General features: G+C 68.3%; 14 protein-coding genes and 1 pseudogene. 11 read left to right on the forward strand and 4 right to left on the reverse strand.

The window, feature by feature from the left end; all coding sequences use genetic code 11:
- Window positions 1-4: 4 nt before the first annotated feature.
- From ACFOPH_RS10470 to ACFOPH_RS10480, 3 genes and pseudogenes are all read right to left on the reverse strand, one after another.
- Window positions 5-1570, reverse strand: a complete 1566-nt coding sequence (locus ACFOPH_RS10470; RefSeq protein ID WP_379735126.1) for an FGGY-family carbohydrate kinase — start codon at window positions 1568-1570, stop codon at window positions 5-7.
- On the reverse strand, window positions 1567-3111 hold the full coding sequence (locus tag ACFOPH_RS10475) for a glycerol-3-phosphate dehydrogenase/oxidase (RefSeq protein ID WP_379737899.1): 1545 nt from the start codon (window positions 3109-3111) through the stop codon (window positions 1567-1569). Before ACFOPH_RS10475 ends, ACFOPH_RS10470 begins: the two co-directional genes overlap by 4 nt.
- A gap of 41 nt (window positions 3112-3152) precedes the next feature.
- Window positions 3153-4748 (reverse strand): annotated as a pseudogene (locus ACFOPH_RS10480) (FAD-binding oxidoreductase).
- A 75-nt stretch (window positions 4749-4823) separates the two neighbouring features.
- Between ACFOPH_RS10480 and ACFOPH_RS10485 the strand changes: the two are divergent.
- On the forward strand, window positions 4824-5885 hold the full coding sequence (locus ACFOPH_RS10485; protein ID WP_379735128.1) for an AraC family transcriptional regulator: 1062 nt from the start codon (window positions 4824-4826) through the stop codon (window positions 5883-5885).
- Here ACFOPH_RS10485 and ACFOPH_RS10490 read toward each other — a convergent pair.
- Window positions 5882-6631 (reverse strand): YoaK family protein, encoded by a 750-nt coding sequence (locus ACFOPH_RS10490; RefSeq protein ID WP_379737901.1) that lies wholly within the window; start codon window positions 6629-6631, stop codon window positions 5882-5884. The two genes, ACFOPH_RS10485 and ACFOPH_RS10490, sit on opposite strands and share 4 nt — an antisense overlap.
- A 127-nt stretch (window positions 6632-6758) precedes the next feature.
- Here ACFOPH_RS10490 and dapC point away from each other — a divergent pair, with 127 nt between their 5' ends.
- From dapC to ACFOPH_RS10540, 10 genes are all read left to right on the forward strand, one after another.
- Entirely contained in the window at window positions 6759-7982 is a 1224-nt protein-coding gene (dapC, locus tag ACFOPH_RS10495; RefSeq protein ID WP_379735130.1) for a succinyldiaminopimelate transaminase, read from the forward strand.
- 17 nt (window positions 7983-7999) lie between these two features.
- Window positions 8000-8827 carry a 2,3,4,5-tetrahydropyridine-2,6-dicarboxylate N-succinyltransferase gene (dapD, locus tag ACFOPH_RS10500; RefSeq protein ID WP_379735132.1) on the forward strand — a complete coding sequence of 276 codons (828 nt, stop codon included), beginning with the start codon at window positions 8000-8002 and terminating at the stop codon, window positions 8825-8827.
- A 264-nt stretch (window positions 8828-9091) separates the two neighbouring features.
- Window positions 9092-9481 carry a photoactive yellow protein gene (gene pyp, locus ACFOPH_RS10505; RefSeq protein ID WP_312552023.1) on the forward strand — a complete coding sequence of 130 codons (390 nt, stop codon included), beginning with the start codon at window positions 9092-9094 and terminating at the stop codon, window positions 9479-9481.
- Between the two features lie 4 nt (window positions 9482-9485).
- Window positions 9486-10718, forward strand: a complete 1233-nt coding sequence (locus ACFOPH_RS10510) for an AMP-binding protein (RefSeq protein WP_379735134.1) — start codon at window positions 9486-9488, stop codon at window positions 10716-10718.
- Between the two features lie 64 nt (window positions 10719-10782).
- Entirely contained in the window at window positions 10783-11694 is a 912-nt protein-coding gene (locus ACFOPH_RS10515) for a MerR family transcriptional regulator (protein WP_379735136.1), read from the forward strand.
- Window positions 11695-11774: 80 nt separating this feature from the next.
- Window positions 11775-12917, forward strand: a complete 1143-nt coding sequence (locus tag ACFOPH_RS10520) for a PilT/PilU family type 4a pilus ATPase (RefSeq protein WP_449288636.1) — start codon at window positions 11775-11777, stop codon at window positions 12915-12917.
- A gap of 223 nt (window positions 12918-13140) precedes the next feature.
- On the forward strand, window positions 13141-13500 hold the full coding sequence (locus tag ACFOPH_RS10525; protein ID WP_379735140.1) for an ArsC family reductase: 360 nt from the start codon (window positions 13141-13143) through the stop codon (window positions 13498-13500).
- Entirely contained in the window at window positions 13497-14654 is a 1158-nt protein-coding gene (gene dapE, locus ACFOPH_RS10530) for a succinyl-diaminopimelate desuccinylase (RefSeq protein ID WP_379735142.1), read from the forward strand. The genes ACFOPH_RS10525 and dapE overlap by 4 nt, the downstream gene beginning before the upstream one ends.
- A 14-nt stretch (window positions 14655-14668) precedes the next feature.
- Entirely contained in the window at window positions 14669-15559 is an 891-nt protein-coding gene (gene prmB, locus ACFOPH_RS10535) for a 50S ribosomal protein L3 N(5)-glutamine methyltransferase (protein ID WP_312550628.1), read from the forward strand.
- 139 nt (window positions 15560-15698) lie between these two features.
- Window positions 15699-17690 carry an ATP-binding cassette domain-containing protein gene (locus tag ACFOPH_RS10540; protein ID WP_312550627.1) on the forward strand — a complete coding sequence of 664 codons (1992 nt, stop codon included), beginning with the start codon at window positions 15699-15701 and terminating at the stop codon, window positions 17688-17690.
- Window positions 17691-17855: the final 165 nt, after the last annotated feature.

A 17855-nucleotide genomic window follows, 5' to 3' on the forward strand; every position in this document is an offset into this window, starting at 1 on the left:
CCCCTCACGCCACGCGCGGATACCCCGTAATGGCCGCAATGTCCCGATACAGCGGCTGCAACCTCCGATACATCCTGCGATAAACCTCCTTGTACAGCCGGTCGTAGACCGCCCGGTTGGCGGCGACCGGCTCGAACACCCGCCCGACACGGGTCATGCCCGCCACCGCGGCGGCAAAGTCCGGATACAGCCCCAGGCCGACGGCGGCGTTGATGGCCGCACCCAGGCCCGAGGTCTCGTACACGTGCGGGCGCGCGGTCGGCAGGCCGAAGATGTCGGCGGTCAGCTGCATCGCGACGTCGCTCTGCGAGCCGCCGCCGGAGACGCGCAGCTCGGTAATGCGCACGCCGCTCCTCTTCTCGATGCGCTCCTTCCCTTCGCGCAGCGCATATGCCAGCCCTTCCAGGATCGCGCGGTACACGTGGGCGCGGGTGTGGACGTCGCCGAAGCCGACGATCGCGCCCTTCGCCTCGCGTCCGGGCACGCGGATACCCGGCGTCCAGTAGGGCTGCAGCATCAGGCCCATGGAGCCGGGCGGCACCGACTGCGCCAGCTGGTCGAACAAGGCCTCGGGCGCCACGTCTTCCAGCAGCGCGCGCATCTGTTCGTGGTGGCCGAACTGATCCTTGAACCAGTTGACCATCCAGTAGCCGCGAAATACCTGCACCTCGGTGCTGTAGGCGCCGGGAATCGCGGCCGGGTAAGGCGGGACGAAAGGCGTGACCTCGACGTAGCGGCGGCTGGTGGTGTTGATGGTGGCCGTGGTGCCGTAGCTTAAGCACCCGACGTGGGGCTCGTTGCAGCCGGCGCCCAGCACTTCGCAGGCCTTGTCGGCGGCCGCCGCGAACAGGGGCGTACCGGGCGGGATGCCGGTGGCGTCGGCCGCCGCGCCCTCGACCGTGCCGAGCTGCGTACCGGGCGCGACCAGTTCCGGCAGCATGCGCGCTTCCACCGCAAGCGCCTGCCATTTCCAGTCGCGCCGGTTAGCCCAGCGGTGGCGCCGGTAGTCGAACGGTAGATAAGCCACCTGCGAACCGCTGGAATCGGCGAAGCGGCCGCACAGGCGCCAGTTCAGGTAGCCCGACAGCAGCAGGAACTTGTCGGTCGCCTCCCAGACCTCGGGCTGGTGGGCGCGGATCCAGTTAATCTCGGCCTCGCCGCGAAAATAATCGATGGTGCCGTCGACCCGCGCCAGCTTGAAGGCGGCGCGCCAGAACGGGCCGATCGGCGGCACCTGGTCGGTGCGGCGCTGGTCGAGCCAGGTGATGGCCGGGCGCAACGGCTTGCCGTCGCGTCCCAGGTTGACCACCGTGCCGCGCTGGGTCGTCACCGCAACCGCCTGCACCACCGCGCGATCGACGCCGGGCTGGCTCCACAGGCCCTGGCAGGCGCGACACACGGCCTGCCAGTAATCCTCCGGCTCGTGCTCGGCCCAGCCGGGCTGGGACGAGAAATAGGCTTCGAGCGGCACCTGGCACTTGGCGACGATGTTCCCGCGCAGGTCGAATAGCAGCGCGCGCACGCTCTGGGTGCCGTTGTCGATGGCGAGGATGGTCGGTTCAATCTTCATGGTCGCTCCTGTCCGGGCAAGCCATAGTGACGGGCGATGAGCGCGGCGTACGCCGCCTGCTCGTGGTCCCAGCGGGCGTCGTCCCAACCGAGTTCCCCCTGGCAGATGGCGCGGATGCGTTCGGCGTGCTCCAGGCCGCCGCCGCGCAGCAGCAGGCCGATGCGGGTGCGGCGCAGCAGCAGGTCGTCGAGTTGCTCCACGCCTTCCGCGCGGGCGGCCCAGCGCAGCTCGGCCCACAGGGTCTCGGTGCCGGGAATCGTCTCCAGCTCGCCGGCGCCAGCGGCGTCGACCAGGGCCTGCGCCTGGGCGCCATGGCGTCCGGCCAGGCGGCGCAGCAGCGGCGCCGGCATGCGCCGCGGCGCGCGCGGCAAGGCGACCTGCTCGTAAATCGGGACGGGTGCGAGCTCATCCTGCCAGCCCGGCAGCTGGCGCCGCGCCTGGCGCAGCACGTCGAGGGCGATGGCGCGAAAGGTGGTCAGCTTGCCGCCGGCGACGCCCACCAGGCCGGCGCCGCACCAGACCGCGTGCTCGCGCCCGGCCTTGGAAGGCGCGTCGCTTGGCCCGCTATCGACCACGGGACGCACGCCGGCATAGGTGGCGAGGACGTCCGCTTCGCCCAGGTCCAGTTGCGGGAACTGCGCGCGCAGCGCGGCCAGCAGGTAGTCGAGTTCGGCGCGCGTGATCGCGGCCTCGCTCGCCAGGCCTTCGCGGTGGTCGACGTCGGTGGTGCCGACCAGGGTCGCGCCCTCCCAGGGAAAAGCGAACACCGGACGGCCATCGACGGGATGCATCAGGCTGACCGCCTGCGCCAGCGGCAGGCGCCAGGCCGGCAGCACCAGGTGGCTGCCGCGCAGCGGGCGCAGGCGCGGCCCGTTCGCCGAGAGCTGCCCGGCCCAGGCGCCGCTGGCGTCGACCACCAAGCGCGCGTGGAGCTCGTGCACGGCCTGCGCGCCGGCGTCGTCGCGCAGCACGGCGCCCGCCACCCTGCCGCCGGTGTGGACCAGCGAGCGCACGCTCATGTAATTGACCGCGACGCCGCCATGGCGGCGCGCCTCGGCCAGGGTGCGCAGCACCAGGCGGGCGTCGTCGGTCTTGGCATCCGTGTAGACCATGCCGCCGGAAAGATCCGCGCGCGCGACGTTCGGCGCCAGCAGCGCGAAGTCGGTGGCATCGATCCAGTGCCGTTCGCGCCGGCCGGCGAACAGGTCGTACAGGGCCAGCCCGGCGAGCATGGTGCGGCGCTTGCGGCGGCTGGCGCCGTAGTCGGGAAAGGCGAAGCGCTGCGGCTCGACCAGGCCGGGCGCGGCGCGCAGCAAGGCCTCGCGTTCGCGCACCGCCTCGCGCGTGAGCCGGACGTGGCCCTGGGCCAGGTAGCGCAGGCCTCCGTGCACCAGCTTCGACGAGCGGCTGGAGGTGCCCCAGGCGAAGTCGCGCTGCTCGACCAGCAGGGCGCGCAGGCCGCGGCGCGATGCTTCGAGCAGGATGCCGGCGCCGGTGATGCCGCCGCCGATCACCAGCAGATCCCATTCGCGTTGCAGCATTTCGGGCAGCGCGGCGCGCCAGCCGCGGGGCCAGAGCGCGCTCACGGCAGCACCAGCTTGCCGGGGTTCATGCAGCCGCTGGGGTCGAACTGGCGGAACAGTGCACGCATCGCATTCAGCCCCAGTTCCCCCTTCTCCGCCGCCAGCCAGGGCGCGTGATCCAGGCCCACGCCGTGCTGGTGGCTGATGGTGCCCCCACCGGCGACGATCGCTTCCGACACCGCGCGCTTCAGATCGCGCCAGCGCGCCAGGTCCGTCTCGAAATCCCCGGCCAGTCGGTATACGAAGGTCGAGTACACGCTGGCGCCCTGCGGATAGAGATGGGACAGGTGGGTATAGACATGCACGCGCTCGCCGTGCGCCACGAAAGCGTCGCTTGCCGCCGCCTCGACTGCGCCCACCATGCGCGCCACGCCCGGCCAGTCGACCGCGGTTTCCACGGTGTCGATCGCATAGCCATGGCGCCAGGCCGTATTGCGCAGGTAGACGTTGCGAAAGCGTCCCTGGCGCCAGCGTTCGCCCAGGGCGCGGCCGACGTGCACGCCGTTCTCAGCACGCGCAATGCCCAGCGCCGCGCGCATGCTTGGCTTCGCCTGGCCGGGCGCGCCGCTGGCGCCGATCATCAGCATGCATTTGCTGGCGCCGCAGCCGCGTCAGGCCAGGTAACGCTCCAGCAGGCCGACCTGGCGCGCATGGCCGGCCAGCGCCAGCATGGTCGTGGTCTCCGGCGCGTTCGACAGGCGCAGCATCGACAGCGGCAGCTTCGCCTGGGCCAGCGCGCGCACCGCCCGTTCGGCGCGCTCCCAGTCGGGGAAGAACACGGCGTGGAAGGCCTCGTGTTCGGGCAGGCGCGTCACCCGCACCGTCGCTTCGGTCAGGATGCCCAGGCGCCCTTCCGAGCCGAGCACCATCTCGCGCAGGTCGACGCCGGCGCTCGATGCGGGAAAGGTCGGGATCTCGAGCGTGCCGGCTGGCGTCTCGACTCGCCCGCCCGCGAACAGCTGTTCGATGCGGCCGTAGCGCAGCGACTGCTGGCCCGAGGAGCGCGTCACGACCCAGCCGCCGAGGGTGGAGTATTCGAAGGACTGCGGGAAGTGGCCGAGCGTGTAGCCGTGGGCGCGCAGTTGCGCTTCCAGGTCGGGGCCGGTGACGCCGGCGCCGAAGGTGGCCAGTTGCGCTTCGCGGTCCAGGGCGAGGAGCGAGCGCATGCGCCGCATGTCGATGCACAGCGCCGGGCGCGCCGCGTCGGCCACGTTGACGTGGCCGGCGACGCTGGTGCCGCCGCCGTAGGGAATCACGGCCGCACCAACAGCCTGCGCGTATTCCAGCAGCGCGCGCACCTGCTCGGCGCTCTCGGGGAAGGCGACGCCGTCGGGCACGAGGCCGAGGCAGCCGTGGCGCAGGCGCAGCCAGTCGGGCAGGCTCTGGCCCAGCGCATGCAGGGCGCGGATAGCCGTCGAGGTATCGACCAGGGGATGTGCAGGCAGGCGGCTCGCGGGAAGCGAAGCGCAGGCCTGGTCGAAGCCGGCGTCGCGCGGCGGCGTGCCCTTGCCGATGCGCGCTTCCAGGAAGGCCAGCGCCTGCTCGTTCAGCGCCACCTCGACCGTCTCTTCCCCCCAGCCATTCCATCGCCTCATGCGGGATTCCCCTTATACTTGTTGTCGATATTTCTATCAGCGTAAGCGAGAACCCCGAGCGCGTATTGCTCCTTTATGACAAAGCCTTGTTCGATCGCGCCAGCACCGGCGCTAGAGCCGCTTCCAGACTCGCCGCGGCGCGTCACCGGCTCCTACCTGCAGCCCCTGCTCGACGCGGCAACCGCCCGTGGCGTGACGCCTGACGCCCTGGCGCGCGGCGCGGGCCTGCCGCTCGCCAGCGTCAGCCCGCTGCCCGATTCCCTGCCCGCCACCGACTACGTGACACTGCTGGAAGCCGGCGCGCTGCTCGCGAACGATCCGCACTTCGGCCTGCACGTCGGCGAATGCGTGAAGCTGGGCACCTACAGCGTCTACGGCCTGGTGCTGCTGGCCTGCCGCGACCTGCGCCAGGCACTGGAACAGACCATGCGCTACGAGGCGCTGGCGCACGAACTCGGGCGCTCGCAGATCGAGGTCGGGGTCAAGGGCGAACTGGCGCGCTATGCATGGATCAGCCACTACCCGCAGGCCAGCCGCCACCTGGTGGAGAGCGTCTTCGCCGGCATCCAGACTTTCGGGCGCTGGCTCGCCGGCGGCCAGTTGCCGCCGGCGCAGGTCGAATTCATGCACGCGAGCGACGCTCCCATGGACGAGTACCAGCGTGTGTTCGGCGGCCGGCCGCGCTTCGGGGCGCCGGCGAATACCGCGCAGTTCGACGCCGCCCTGCTCGCCCTGCCGGTGCCGAACGCCGACGTCGGGATGTATCCGGTGCTGCAGCAGCACGCCGAGCGCCTGCTCAGCCAGCGCACCGCGAGCCAAGCAGCCATCGTCGACCAGGTGCGCGCGGCCATCATCCGCAACCTGGCCCAGGACCGGGTGCGCCTGCCCGCCATCGCCGAGGAACTGGGGCTGTCGCCGCGCACCCTGCAGCGCAAGCTGAGCGAGGCCGGCGCCAGCTACCAGGCCGTGCTCGACGGCGCGCGTTTCGCGCTGGCGCAGGATTACCTGCGCCAGCCGGGCCTGTCGCTGGCCGACATCGCCTTCCTGCTCGGCTACCAGGAGCAGAGCGCCTTCACCCACGCGTTCAAGGAATGGTCGGGACTGAATCCTGGCGCCTGGCGCGAACGCGCCGCCTAGCCTTTCGTCCGTCCGCCGGCAAACGAGCGCGCCAGGTCGTCGAAGGCCGGCACGATCGCCAGCGCGCACAGCAGCGCGGCCAGCGGCAGCGTCGACAGGTAGCCGACGTAGTTGAAGCCGAGCGCGCCGGCCAGGCCGCCGGCCAGGAAGGCGCCCAGCAGCGCGCACAGCAGCGCCAGGCGGCGCCGGTTGGCGAGCACCGGCGCCTGGCCGCGGTCGCGGTTCGGGTACACGAGCTTTCCGAGTTCGATGCCGATGTCGGTGACGATGCCGGTCATGTGGGTGGTGCGGATCTCGGCGTGGGAGAGCTTGGTCACCAGGGCGTTCTGCAAGCCCATGATGTAGCACAGCAGACCGACCGTGAACGGCAGCGCCGGCGCCGCCACGCGCGCGCCGAGCACGCCGAAGGCCAGCAGCAGGACCGCCTCGACCAGCAGCGGCAGCGCATATTCGCTGTAGAGCCGGCGCCGGCGCGCGAAGTTGACCATCAGCGCGGTGCTGGCCGCGCCCAGCGCGAAGGCCGCGACCGCCGCCAGCACCGCCGGCACCAGGTCCTGCCGGCCCAGCACCAGGTTGTCGGCCACCGACGAGACCATGCCGGTCACGTGCGAGGTGTATTGGCCGACCGCGAGCAGGCCGCCTGCGTTGATCGCGCCGGCGACAAACGCCAGCACGAGGCCCAGCTGGCGATTCGCCGCCGCGCTGCGCTGGTGGCCGGTAAGGCGCCGCATGGTGTTGATCGGCACGGTCGTTTCGCTCCTTGATTCGGTAGTCAATCTTACTGCAAGTGAACATTCGGATGGTAGCAACGGCATCGGCGGGCCGGCGCTATAATCGAAAATCCATTTCTGCAAAAGCGCCCACGGACCCGTCGTGAATCCACATCTCGAAAAACTCCACCCCTACCCGTTCGAAAAGCTGCGCGAACTGTTCGCCGGCGTGACGCCGCACGCTGACTATGCGCCGATCAGCCTCGGCATCGGCGAGCCGAAGCACCCGACGCCGGCCTTCATCGAAAAGGCGCTCACCCATGCGATCGCCGGCCTGTCCAGCTACCCCAGCACGGTCGGCAGCGAGCCGCTGCGCGCGGCGATCGCCGGCTGGCTGGAGCGCCGCTACGCGATTCCCGCGCTGGACCCGGCCACCATGGTGTTGCCGGTGAACGGCTCGCGCGAGGCGCTGTTCGCGATCGCCCATGCGGCGATCGACGCCGGCCGCCCCGATGCGCTGGTGCTGTGCCCGAACCCGTTCTACCAGATCTACGAAGGCGCCGCCTACCTGGCCGGCGCCACGCCTTATTTCGTGAACTCCGACCCGGCGCGCAACTTCGCCTGCGATTACGGCAGCGTGCCGATCGATGTCTGGGCGCGCGTGCAGCTGCTCTACGTCTGCTCGCCGGGCAACCCGACCGGCGCCGTGCTGACGCTGGAAGACTGGCGCGAACTGTTCGAGCTGTCCGACCGCCACGGCTTCGTGATCGCCGCCGACGAATGCTATTCCGAAATCTACAGCGGCTCGACGCCGCCGCTGGGCGCGCTGGAGGCAGCGCACCAGCTCGGACGCAGCGCAGGCAACCGTCCGTACCAGAACCTGATCGTGTTCTCCAGCCTGTCGAAGCGCTCGAACGTGCCGGGCATGCGCTCGGGCTTCGTCGCGGGCGACCCGCAGGTGATGAAGAAATTCCTGCTCTACCGCACCTACTGCGGCGGCGCCATGTCGCCGCCGGTGCAGGCGGCCTCGATCGCGGCCTGGAACGACGAAGCCCACGTGCAGGACAACCGCACGCTGTACAAGGAAAAGTTCAAGCTGATCACGCCGATGCTGCGCGAGGTGCTCGACGTCGAGCTGCCCGACGCCGGCTTCTACCTGTGGGCCGACGTGCGGCGCACCGGCCTTTCCGACACCGAGTTCGCACGCCGTCTCTACGCCGAATATAATGTGACGGTTCTGCCCGGCAGTTATCTCGCGCGCGACGCGCACGGGACCAATCCGGGCCGCAACCGCATCCGCATGGCGCTGGTGGCGGGCGTCGACGAAGGGCTGGAAGCGGCCACGCGTATCGTCCAGTTCTGCCAGTCCCTGCGCGCAGCTTCCTGATAAAGAGATTACCCATCATGACCCAACAACTCCAGAACATCATCGACACCGCGTGGGAACAGCGCGCGGACTTCAGCCCATCGACCGCTCCGGCCGACGTGCGCAACGCCGTGGCCGACGTGCTGGCCGGCCTCGACGCGGGCACCCTGCGCGTGGCGCAGAAGGAAGGCGGCGAATGGATCGTCAACCAGTGGATCAAGAAGGCCGTGCTGCTGTCGTTCCGCCTCGAGAACAACACCCCGATCGAAGGCGGTTCGGGCATGCAGTTCTACGACAAGGTCCCGACCAAGTTCGCCGACTACACCGCCGACGACTTCGCCAAGGGCGGCTTTCGCGTGGTGCCGCCGGCCGTCGCGCGCCGCGGCTCCTTTATCGGCAAGAACGTGGTCCTGATGCCGTCCTACGTGAACATCGGCGCCTACGTCGACGAAGGCACCATGGTCGACACCTGGGCCACCGTCGGCTCCTGCGCCCAGATCGGCAAGAACGTCCACCTGTCGGGCGGCGTCGGCATCGGCGGCGTGCTGGAACCGATGCAGGCGAATCCGACCATCATCGAAGACAACTGCTTCATCGGCGCCCGTTCGGAAATCGTCGAAGGCGTGATCGTCGAAGAGAACTCGGTGATCTCGATGGGCGTGTACATCGGCCAGTCGACCAAGATCTACAACCGCGAAACCGGCGAAGTCACCTACGGCCGCGTGCCGGCCGGCTCGGTCGTGGTCTCGGGTTCGCTGCCCTCCGCCGACGGCAAGTACAGCCTGTACTGCGCTGTGATCGTCAAGCAGGTCGATGCCAAGACCCGCGCCAAGACCGGCATCAACGAGCTGCTGCGCGGCATCTGATTCCAGGCGGCGCACCACGCGCCGCATCCGGGCCACGCAAGCTGGCCCGCCCCCCGCCGGCCTGTTTCCTGCAGGCCGGCGCCTCCTTCCCTTCCGCTTCCCCATCTTGCCCCCGATGCGCACCGCGTGCCTCATGCTCGCCCCTGCGTCCGTCCAGCTTCATTGTCCAGGACAAAATTTCATAAAGACACTTTTTATTTCTATAAAGTAACGTATAATTCTGTTTGTCCTAGACAAACTAGCCAACCATCTTGGAGGAACAGCATGACCGCAAACATGACCGTGATCGCATTCGGAAAAGACGACATCGACAACAAGCTGTCGGCCATGTCGGCCAAGCAGATCGATGACCTGGCCTTCGGCGCGATCCAGCTCGACGCGCAGGGCAAGATCCTGCGCTACAACGAGGCCGAGGCGCAGATCACCGGACGCAATGCCGCCTCCGTCATCGGCAGCAATTTCTTCCGTGACGTCGCGCCCTGCACCAACACCTCGAAGTTCAAGGGCGTGTTCGACGCCGGCGTGCGCACCAATACCCTGAACACCATGTTCGAATACGTGTTCGACTACAAGATGAACCCGACCAAGGTGAAGATCCACATGAAGAAGGCGATCAGCGACGGCACCTTCTGGATCTTCGTCAAGCGCCTGTAAGACCATGCACGGCCCGGCTACGCTCCCTGCGCCGTGGTGGACGGCGCGGCCCGCCCTGGTCCGCTTCATCGGCGACCTGGTGGCCTCCGAACTGGCGGCATTGCGCCACGATCCCCTGCTCCAGGCACGCGCCTGGGACGAATCGCTGTCGCTGGAACACGACCTCGGTCTCGATTCGCTCGAGTTCATGCACGTCGCCGGCGCCCTGTCCGCGGCGCTGCAGATGCACCACAGCGGCATCGAAGACTACCTGCTGGCGCGCCGTACCTTGGGCGACTGGGCCGATATCGCCACGCTGGCGCTGCGGCACCGCGACGCCGACATGGTCTTCAGCACCTCCGGCAGCACCGGCCAGCCCAAGCGCTGCCTGCACGCGCTGGACAAGCTGGAGCAGGAGGCAACGGCGCTTGCCGCCCTGTTCCCGGACCGGCGCCGCGTGCTGGCCGCGGTCCCCAGCCACCATATCTTCGGCTTCCTGTTCACCCAGCTGCTGCCGCGCCACCTCGGCCTGGCGCCGGACGCGGTGCTCGGCATCCGCGCCCGCCTGCCGTCCCAGCTCGCGCACCTGGCGATGCCGGGCGACCTGGTGATCGCCCATCCCCAGTTCTGGCAGGCGGCCGTGGCCGCGGGCGAGCGCTTCCGGGACGATGTCGTCGGCGTCAGCTCGACCGCGCCTTGCCCGGACAGCGTCTGCGCCGCGGCGACCGGGCAGGGACTGGCCGCGCTGTTCCAGGTCTACGGTTCTTCCGAGACCGGCGGGCTGGGCTGGCGCCGCTCGCACCGCGACGACTACCGCCTGTTTCCCTACCTGGCACGCGGCGGCCAGGACGGCAGCACGCTGCTGCGCAGCCTTCCCGGTGGCGGCGCCGAAACGCTGGCCGCCCAGGACACCCTCTCCTGGCGCGGCGAACGCGAATTCGCCGTCGGCGCGCGCTGCGACGGCGCGGTCCAGGTCGGCGGCGTGAACGTCTTTCCGTCGCAGGTACGCGAGGTGCTGCTCGAACACCCCGAGGTGCTCGACGCCGCGGTGCGCCTGATGCGGCCCGACGAAGGCATCCGCCTGAAGGCCTTCATCGTGCCGCGCGCCGGGAACGTCGAGGACCGCGCGCTCGTCGAGCGCCTGCGCGCCTGGATCGACGCCCGGCTGCCGGCCGCAGAGCGCCCGCGGGCGCTGACGCTCGGCGCCCGGCTGCCCTGCAATGCCATGGGCAAGGCGACCGACTGGACCATCGCATGAGGCCCGCGGCGCGGCGAATGCGGCTTCCCGCGGCGGGAGCGCGGCGGTTAGAATGCCTGCCATCATGAACACCCCCTCTCCCCTCAGCATCGCCGCGGTCGAGCGCGAGACCCGGCTGTCGAAGGACGTCCTGCGCGTCTGGGAAAAGCGCTACGGCTTCCCGGCGCCGGAACGCGACGCCAACGGCGAGCGCTGCTACCCGCGCGAGCAGGTCGAGCGCCTGCGCCTGATGAAGCGCCTGATGGACCAGGGCTTGCGGCCGGGCCGCCTGGCGCAACTCCCGGCCGCGCAGCTGGCCGCGCTGCTGGCGCGCCCGCCGGCCCCGGACCGGCAGGACCGGCCCGACGGACAGGATCGCGCGCCGCTCGACGAGTTGCTGGCCACGCTCGAGCGCGATCCCGCGGCCTTGCAGGATGCGCTGCAACAGCACCTGGTGCGCCAGGGGCTGGACCGCTTTGTCGAGGCCATCGCGGCGCCCCTGACCGCGGCGGTCGGCACCGGCTGGGAAGGCGGCCGTTTCGACGTCGCCGACGAACATTTCTATACCGAGGTCATGACGCGCGTCCTGCGCCAGGCCATCGGCGCGCTGCCCGCCGCCGGACGCGCGCCGAAGATCCTCTTGACCACCCTGGCGGGCGAAACCCACGGGCTGGGGCTGATGATGGCCGAAGCCTTGCTCGCGCTGGACGACGCCAGCTGCATGTCGCTCGGCACCGACACGCCCCTGCCGAGCATCCTGCGCGCCGCCGCCATGCACGGGGCCGACATCGTCGCCCTGTCGTTTTCCGCCGCCTACCCGCGCCGGCAACTGGCCGCATCGCTGCAGGAGCTGCGTGCGCTGCTGCCGCCGCAGGTGGCGCTCTGGGCCGGCGGCGCCGGCATCGCCGGCCTGGCGCCGATCGCCGACCTGGTCCTGTTGCCGACCCTGGACAGCGGCCGCCAGGCGCTGGCGCGCTGGCGCGACGGCGCGTCCTGAGCGCCTGCGCCTGTTGGCCCAAGCGTGGTGCAGTGGGTTAGAATCCTTGCACCGTTTATTTACCGCGAAGCAAAGGATCGATAGCCATGATGGTGGAACGCCTGTTCCAGTTGATGAAGGAAAAGAACGCTTCGGACATGTTCTTCGCGGTGAATTCGCCCGTCCACATCAAGATCAACGGAAACCTCATCCCGATCAACCAGCACAAGCTTGATCCCGACAACATCCGCTCGCTGCTGTCGGAAGTGACGACGCCGAAACAGCTGGAAGAACTGGACCGCAACAACGAGCTGAACATGGGCATTTCGGTGCCCAACCTGGGGCGCTTCCGCCTCTCGGCCTTCCGCCAGCGCGGCAGCATCTCGGCCGTGTTCCGCTTCGTACCGGCAAGCATTCCGCCGCTGGGCGAACTGGGCCTGCCGCCCGTGCTGTCCGAACTGATCATGGAAAAGCGCGGCCTGCTGCTGGTGGTCGGCGCCACGGGATCGGGCAAGTCGACCACGATCGCCTCGATGCTCGACTACCGCAACGAGCACCGCACCGGCCACATCCTGACCCTGGAAGACCCGATCGAGTACCTATTCAAGAACAAGAAATCGATCGTCAACCAGCGCGAGATCGGCAGCGATGCCCTCGGCTTCGAGATCGCCCTGCGCAATTCGCTGCGCCAGGCGCCGGACGTGATCCTGATCGGCGAGATCCGCGACCGCGAGACCATGACCGCGGCGCTGGCCTACGCCCAGTCCGGCCACCTGGTGGTTGCCACCCTGCACGCGAACAACAGCTACAACGCCCTGAACCGCATCATCAGTTTTTATCCGATCGAGAACCGCCCCGCCCTGCTGCAGGATTTGGCCTCGGCCACCAGGGCCATCGTCTCGCAGCGCCTGGTGCGCGCAGCGGCCGGCGGCACGCGCCAGCCGGCGGTCGAAGTCATGCTGAATACCCGCTATATCGCCGACCTGATCGAAAAAGGCGAACTCTCGCAGATCAAGGAAGCGATGGACAAGAGCCTGTCGCCGGGTTCGCAGTCGTTCGAAGCGGCGCTGCTGGCGCTGGTGCAGGCCGGGCTGGTGACGCAGGAAGAGGCGCTGGCGAATGCCGATTCGGCGACCAACCTGCTGTGGCTGATGAACAATGGGCCGGCCAAGGGGGCTGAGGAGCAGAACAAGCCGGACGAGCCGGCGGCGCCGACGTTTACCGAGTTCACGCTCAACGGCTGAACTGTATTGCCTGATCGGCCTACAGGTGGGCACGGGGCGCCTACCCTACAGCTGCGGCGTATTCGTAGGTTGGGCGCCCCGTGCCCACCATTCACGCAGCCACGTCGCACAGAAATTTCCCAAGAATATCAACCAAACAGCCCTCCCCGGCCTGTGCTATTCTCGCCGCTTCCCGAACCACCGCTTTACCGCAAGCTAGTCTTGCCACGCACTAATTACGCCAATGAAAAAGACCCTCTACGGAATCCCCAACTGCGACACCGTCAAGAAAGCACGCACCTGGCTGGCCGAGCACGGCCACGACTTCGAGTTCCACGACTTCAAGAAGCAGGGGCTGAGCCGCGAACTCGCGGTTGGCTGGCTCGAGCAGCTGGACTGGGAGGTGCTGGTCAACCGCAAGGGGATGACCTGGCGTAACCTTCCGGACGAGCGCAAGGCAGCCATTACCGACAAGGCCGCGGCCCTGGAGCTGATGCTGGAGAATCCGTCCGTCATCAAGCGCCCGGTGCTCGAAGGCGCCGGTCCCCTGAATGTCGGCTTCTCCGCCGACCAGTACGCCCGCCTGTTCGCGGAGGCAGCATGATCGCCAAGCCCTCGCGCACCCTCGACCTGGCGCAGGAGCTGATCGCGCTGGATTCGATCACGCCGCACGACAAGGGCTGCCAGCAGCGCCTGGCCGAGCTGCTGGAGCCCCTGGGTTTCCGCTGCGAGACCATCGCCTCGAACGGCGTGACCAACCTGTGGGCGCGCAAGGGCACGGAATCCCCGGTGCTGGTGTTCGCCGGCCATACCGACGTGGTGCCGACCGGCCCGGTCGAGCAATGGGGCTCGAATCCGTTCACGCCGACCGTCCGCGACGGCAAGCTGTACGGGCGCGGCGCGGCCGACATGAAGACCTCGATCGCGGCCATGGTCGTCGCCTGCGAGGAGTTCGTGGCCAGCCATCCCGACCACAAGGGCTCGATCGCCTTCCTCATCACCAGCGACGAGGAAGGCCCGGCCGTGGACGGCACCGTGGTGGTCTGCGACATCCTCGAGGAACGCGGCGAGACGCTCGACTACTGCATCGTCGGCGAGCCGACCTCGAGCCACATCCTGGGCGACATGATCAAGAACGGCCGCCGCGGCTCGCTCTCGGGCCACCTCGTCATCAAGGGCGTGCAGGGCCACATCGCCTACCCGCACCTGGCGCGCAACCCGATCCACCAGGCCGCGCCGGCGCTGGCGGAACTGGCGGCCGAGGTCTGGGACGAAGGCAATGAATACTACGCGCCGACCAGCTGGCAGATCTCGAACATCCACTCCGGCACCGGCGCCACCAACGTCATTCCGGGCCACATGACGATCGACTTCAACTTCCGCTTCTCGACGGCGTCGACCGCCGAGGGCCTGGAAGCGCGGGTGCACGCGATCCTCGACCGCCATTGCCTCGAGTATGACCTGGCGTGGACGCTGTCCGGCCTGCCCTTCCTGACGCCGAAGGGCACGCTGTCGGACGCGGTCTGCAAGGCGATCCACGACGAGACCGGCGTGACGACCGAGCTGTCGACCACCGGCGGCACCTCCGACGGGCGCTTCATCGCCCGCATCTGCCCCCAGGTGATAGAATTCGGCCCACCCAACGCCAGCATCCACAAGATCGACGAGCACGTCGAACTGCGCTTCGTCGATCCCTTGAAGAACGTCTACCGCCGCACGCTGGAGACCTTGCTTGCCCCTGGACTGCTGGCCGCCTAAAGAAAGAACAAGCCATGACCACCACGACCTTCAGCACCCCGCGCGACCTGCTGCGCTACGCCGTCTCCCGCTTCAACGCCGCCAAGCTGTTCTTCGGCCACGGCAGCGCCGAGGCCTTCGACGAAGCCGCCTACCTGGTGCTGCACACCCTCAAGCTGCCGCTCGACCGGCTCGATCCCTTCCTCGACGCCAAGCTGCTGCCCGAGGAAGTGCTGCAGGTACTGTCCGTCATCGAGCGCCGCGCGACCGAGCGCGTGCCGGCCGCCTACATCACGAATCAGGCCTGGCTCGGCAGCTACGAGTTCTACGTCGACGAGCGCGTGCTGGTGCCGCGTTCCTTCATCGCCGAGCTGATCCCTGACCGCTTCAGCCCCTGGGTCAGCGACAGCGAGGCTGTCGAGAACGTGCTCGAGCTGTGCACCGGTTCCGGCTGCCTGGCGATCATGATGGCCGACGCCTTCCCGAACGCGGTGGTCGATGCGGTCGACATCTCGAAGGACGCGCTGGCCGTGGCCGAGCGCAACATCCGCGAGTACAAACTGGAAGGCCGCGTGAACCCGATCGAGTCCGACCTGTACCAGAACGTACCGTTCAAGAAGTACGACCTGATCGTCACCAATCCTCCGTACGTGAACGCGTCGTCGATGGCCAAGCTGCCGCCGGAATACCTGCGCGAGCCGCAGATCGCCCTGCACGGCGGCGAGGACGGCATGGACCTGGTGCGCAAGATCGTCGCCGGCGCCGCCGAACGCCTGACGCCGGAAGGCGTGCTGGTGGTCGAGATCGGCAACGAGGTCGAATTCGCCGAAGCCGCCTTCGGCCACCTGGGCCTGACCTGGCTGACCACGAGCGCGGGCGACGACGCCGTGTTCCTGCTGACCGCCGAACAGCTGCAAGCACAATGATGGCATGGCGGACGCTGCGCACCGCGGGCGTCCACCGTGCGTCACCTCTCGCGTTCAAGGCGTATGCGCAACGCTGGCATGATTTGAACGCGTGGGCAGAGGACCTGCCCACCCTACGTACCCCAAGGCTTTAACGACAATGATCCGTTTCCAGAACGTCAGCCTGATGCGCGGCACCAAGCCGCTGCTCGAGAGCGCCGACCTCACCCTGAACCCCGGCGACAAGATCGGCCTGATCGGCGCCAACGGCGCCGGCAAATCCAGCCTGTTCGCCATGCTGCGCGGCGAACTGCACGCCGACCAGGGCGAGATCGATTTCCCCGCCAAGTGGCGCATGGCCTACGTGGCGCAGGAAACGCCGGCGCTCGACCGGCCGGCGCTGGACTATGCGATCGACGGCGACATCAACCTGCGCCGCCTGCAGGCCGAACTCGAACGGCTGGAAGCCCATCCGGACCAGGCCGCGCACGGCATGGCGCTGGGCGAGGTGCACAGCGCGCTGGCGGATGCCGACGCCTACACCGTGCAGTCGCGCGGCGAACAGCTGCTGCTGGGCCTGGGTTTCTCGCTCGACCAGATGCAGCAGCCGGTGAAGAGCTTCTCGGGCGGCTGGCGCATGCGCCTGAACCTGGCCCAGGCGCTGATGTGCCCGTCCGACCTGCTGCTGCTGGACGAACCGACGAACCACCTGGACCTGGACGCCATCATCTGGCTCGAGGACTGGCTCAAGCGCTACACAGGTACCCTGATCATCATCTCGCACGACCGCGACTTCCTCGACGAGATCGTCAACGTCGTGGTCCACATCGACGAGCAGAAGCTGAAACGCTACTCGGGCAACTACTCCGCCTTCGAGCGCCAGCGGGCCGCCCACCTGGTGCTGGCCGCGGCCGCCTACGAGAAGCAGCAGCGCACCCGCGCCCACCTGCAATCGTTCGTGGACCGCTTCAAGGCGAAAGCCACCAAGGCGCGCCAGGCCCAGAGCCGCATGAAGGCGCTGGCGAAGATGGAGGAGCTGGCGCCGCTGCGCGCGGCCGCCGAGTTCTCCTTCGAATTCCGCGAGCCCTTGTCGGCCCCGAACCCGCTGCTGGTGATGGAAGACGTCGATGCCGGCTACCCGATCCTCGACCAGCATGGCGACCAGGTCGACGGCAAGGTGATCGTGCACCGCGTGAACTTCTCGCTGCAGACCGGCCAGCGCATTGGCCTCCTGGGCGTGAACGGCGCCGGCAAATCGACGCTGATCAAGACGATCGCCAACGAACTGGCGCCCCTTAGTGGCACGGCGACGCTCGGCAAGGGCCTGGTAATCGGCTACTTCGCCCAGCACCAGGTCGAGATGCTGCGCCACGACGAATCGCCGCTGTGGCACCTGCAAAAGATCGCGCCGACCACGCGCGAGCAGGAACTGCGCAACTTCCTGGGCGGCTTCAACTTCCCGGGCGACATGGTGACCAGCCCGATCCGGCCCTTCTCGGGCGGCGAAAAGGCGCGCCTGGCGCTGGCCCTGATCGTCTGGCAGCGTCCGAACCTGCTGCTGCTGGACGAACCGACGAACCACTTAGATTTAGAAACGCGCGAGGCATTGACGCTGGCCCTGGCCCAGTTCGAGGGCACGCTGGTCGTGGTCTCGCACGACCGCCACCTGCTGCGTGCCACCACCGACCAGTTCATCATCGTCGCCGACGGCAAGCTGCAACCCTTCGACGGCGACCTGGACGACTACAAGGACTGGCTGTTCCAGACCAAGCTGGGCAAGGGGACGGAAGTACTGCCGTCGGTGTCCAAAGATGCGAAGGCGCCGGCGCAAGCCGGGGCCGCAGCATCGGCTCTTTCTTCAGTCGACCGCAAGGAGCAGAAGCGTCTGGAAGCCGAGGAGCGCCAGCGCATGGCGGCCCTGAAGAAGCCGATCGAGAACCGCATCAAGCGCCTGGAAGAGCAGATGGCGAAGCTGAATGCGAAGAAGGCCGAGATCGACGCGCGCCTGCTGGAGCCGGCGATCTACGAGGCGGACAAGAAGGACGAGCTGAAGAACCTGGTCGCGGACCAGGCCTTCTGCGTGCGCGACCTGGGGGCGCTGGAGAACGAGTGGCTGGAGTTGCAGGAGCAGCTGGAGGGGTTGGCGGCGTAAGCGGTCGATTATTCGGGCGCTCAACGGTGGGTTCAAGAACCCACCCTACAAAACTGCCGGTCGCGACTCGGCGATTCACATGTTCTACCGCGTGGGTTCAAGAACCCACCCTACAAGCCGCTCATCGTAGGGTGGGTTCTCGAACCCACCGGTGTCCACCGTTCG

It is taken from the genome of Massilia haematophila, from assembly GCF_042647645.1.
Classification (GTDB): domain Bacteria; phylum Pseudomonadota; class Gammaproteobacteria; order Burkholderiales; family Burkholderiaceae_D; genus Telluria; species Telluria haematophila.

What these genes read in the sequence shown, in the direction of transcription:
- ACFOPH_RS10470 (WP_379735126.1), bottom strand. Translation starts at nt 1,570, where the DNA reads ATGAAGATTGAACCGACCATCCTCGCCATCGACAACGGCACCCAGAGC.
- ACFOPH_RS10475 (WP_379737899.1), bottom strand. Translation starts at nt 3,111, where the DNA reads ATGCTGCAACGCGAATGGGATCTGCTGGTGATCGGCGGCGGCATCACC.
- ACFOPH_RS10485 (WP_379735128.1), top strand. Translation starts at nt 4,824, where the DNA reads ATGACAAAGCCTTGTTCGATCGCGCCAGCACCGGCGCTAGAGCCGCTT.
- dapD (WP_379735132.1), top strand. Translation starts at nt 8,000, where the DNA reads ATGACCCAACAACTCCAGAACATCATCGACACCGCGTGGGAACAGCGC.
- pyp (WP_312552023.1), top strand. Translation starts at nt 9,092, where the DNA reads ATGACCGCAAACATGACCGTGATCGCATTCGGAAAAGACGACATCGAC.
- ACFOPH_RS10510 (WP_379735134.1), top strand. Translation starts at nt 9,486, where the DNA reads ATGCACGGCCCGGCTACGCTCCCTGCGCCGTGGTGGACGGCGCGGCCC.
- ACFOPH_RS10515 (WP_379735136.1), top strand. Translation starts at nt 10,783, where the DNA reads ATGAACACCCCCTCTCCCCTCAGCATCGCCGCGGTCGAGCGCGAGACC.
- ACFOPH_RS10525 (WP_379735140.1), top strand. Translation starts at nt 13,141, where the DNA reads ATGAAAAAGACCCTCTACGGAATCCCCAACTGCGACACCGTCAAGAAA.
- dapE (WP_379735142.1), top strand. Translation starts at nt 13,497, where the DNA reads ATGATCGCCAAGCCCTCGCGCACCCTCGACCTGGCGCAGGAGCTGATC.
- prmB (WP_312550628.1), top strand. Translation starts at nt 14,669, where the DNA reads ATGACCACCACGACCTTCAGCACCCCGCGCGACCTGCTGCGCTACGCC.
- ACFOPH_RS10540 (WP_312550627.1), top strand. Translation starts at nt 15,699, where the DNA reads ATGATCCGTTTCCAGAACGTCAGCCTGATGCGCGGCACCAAGCCGCTG.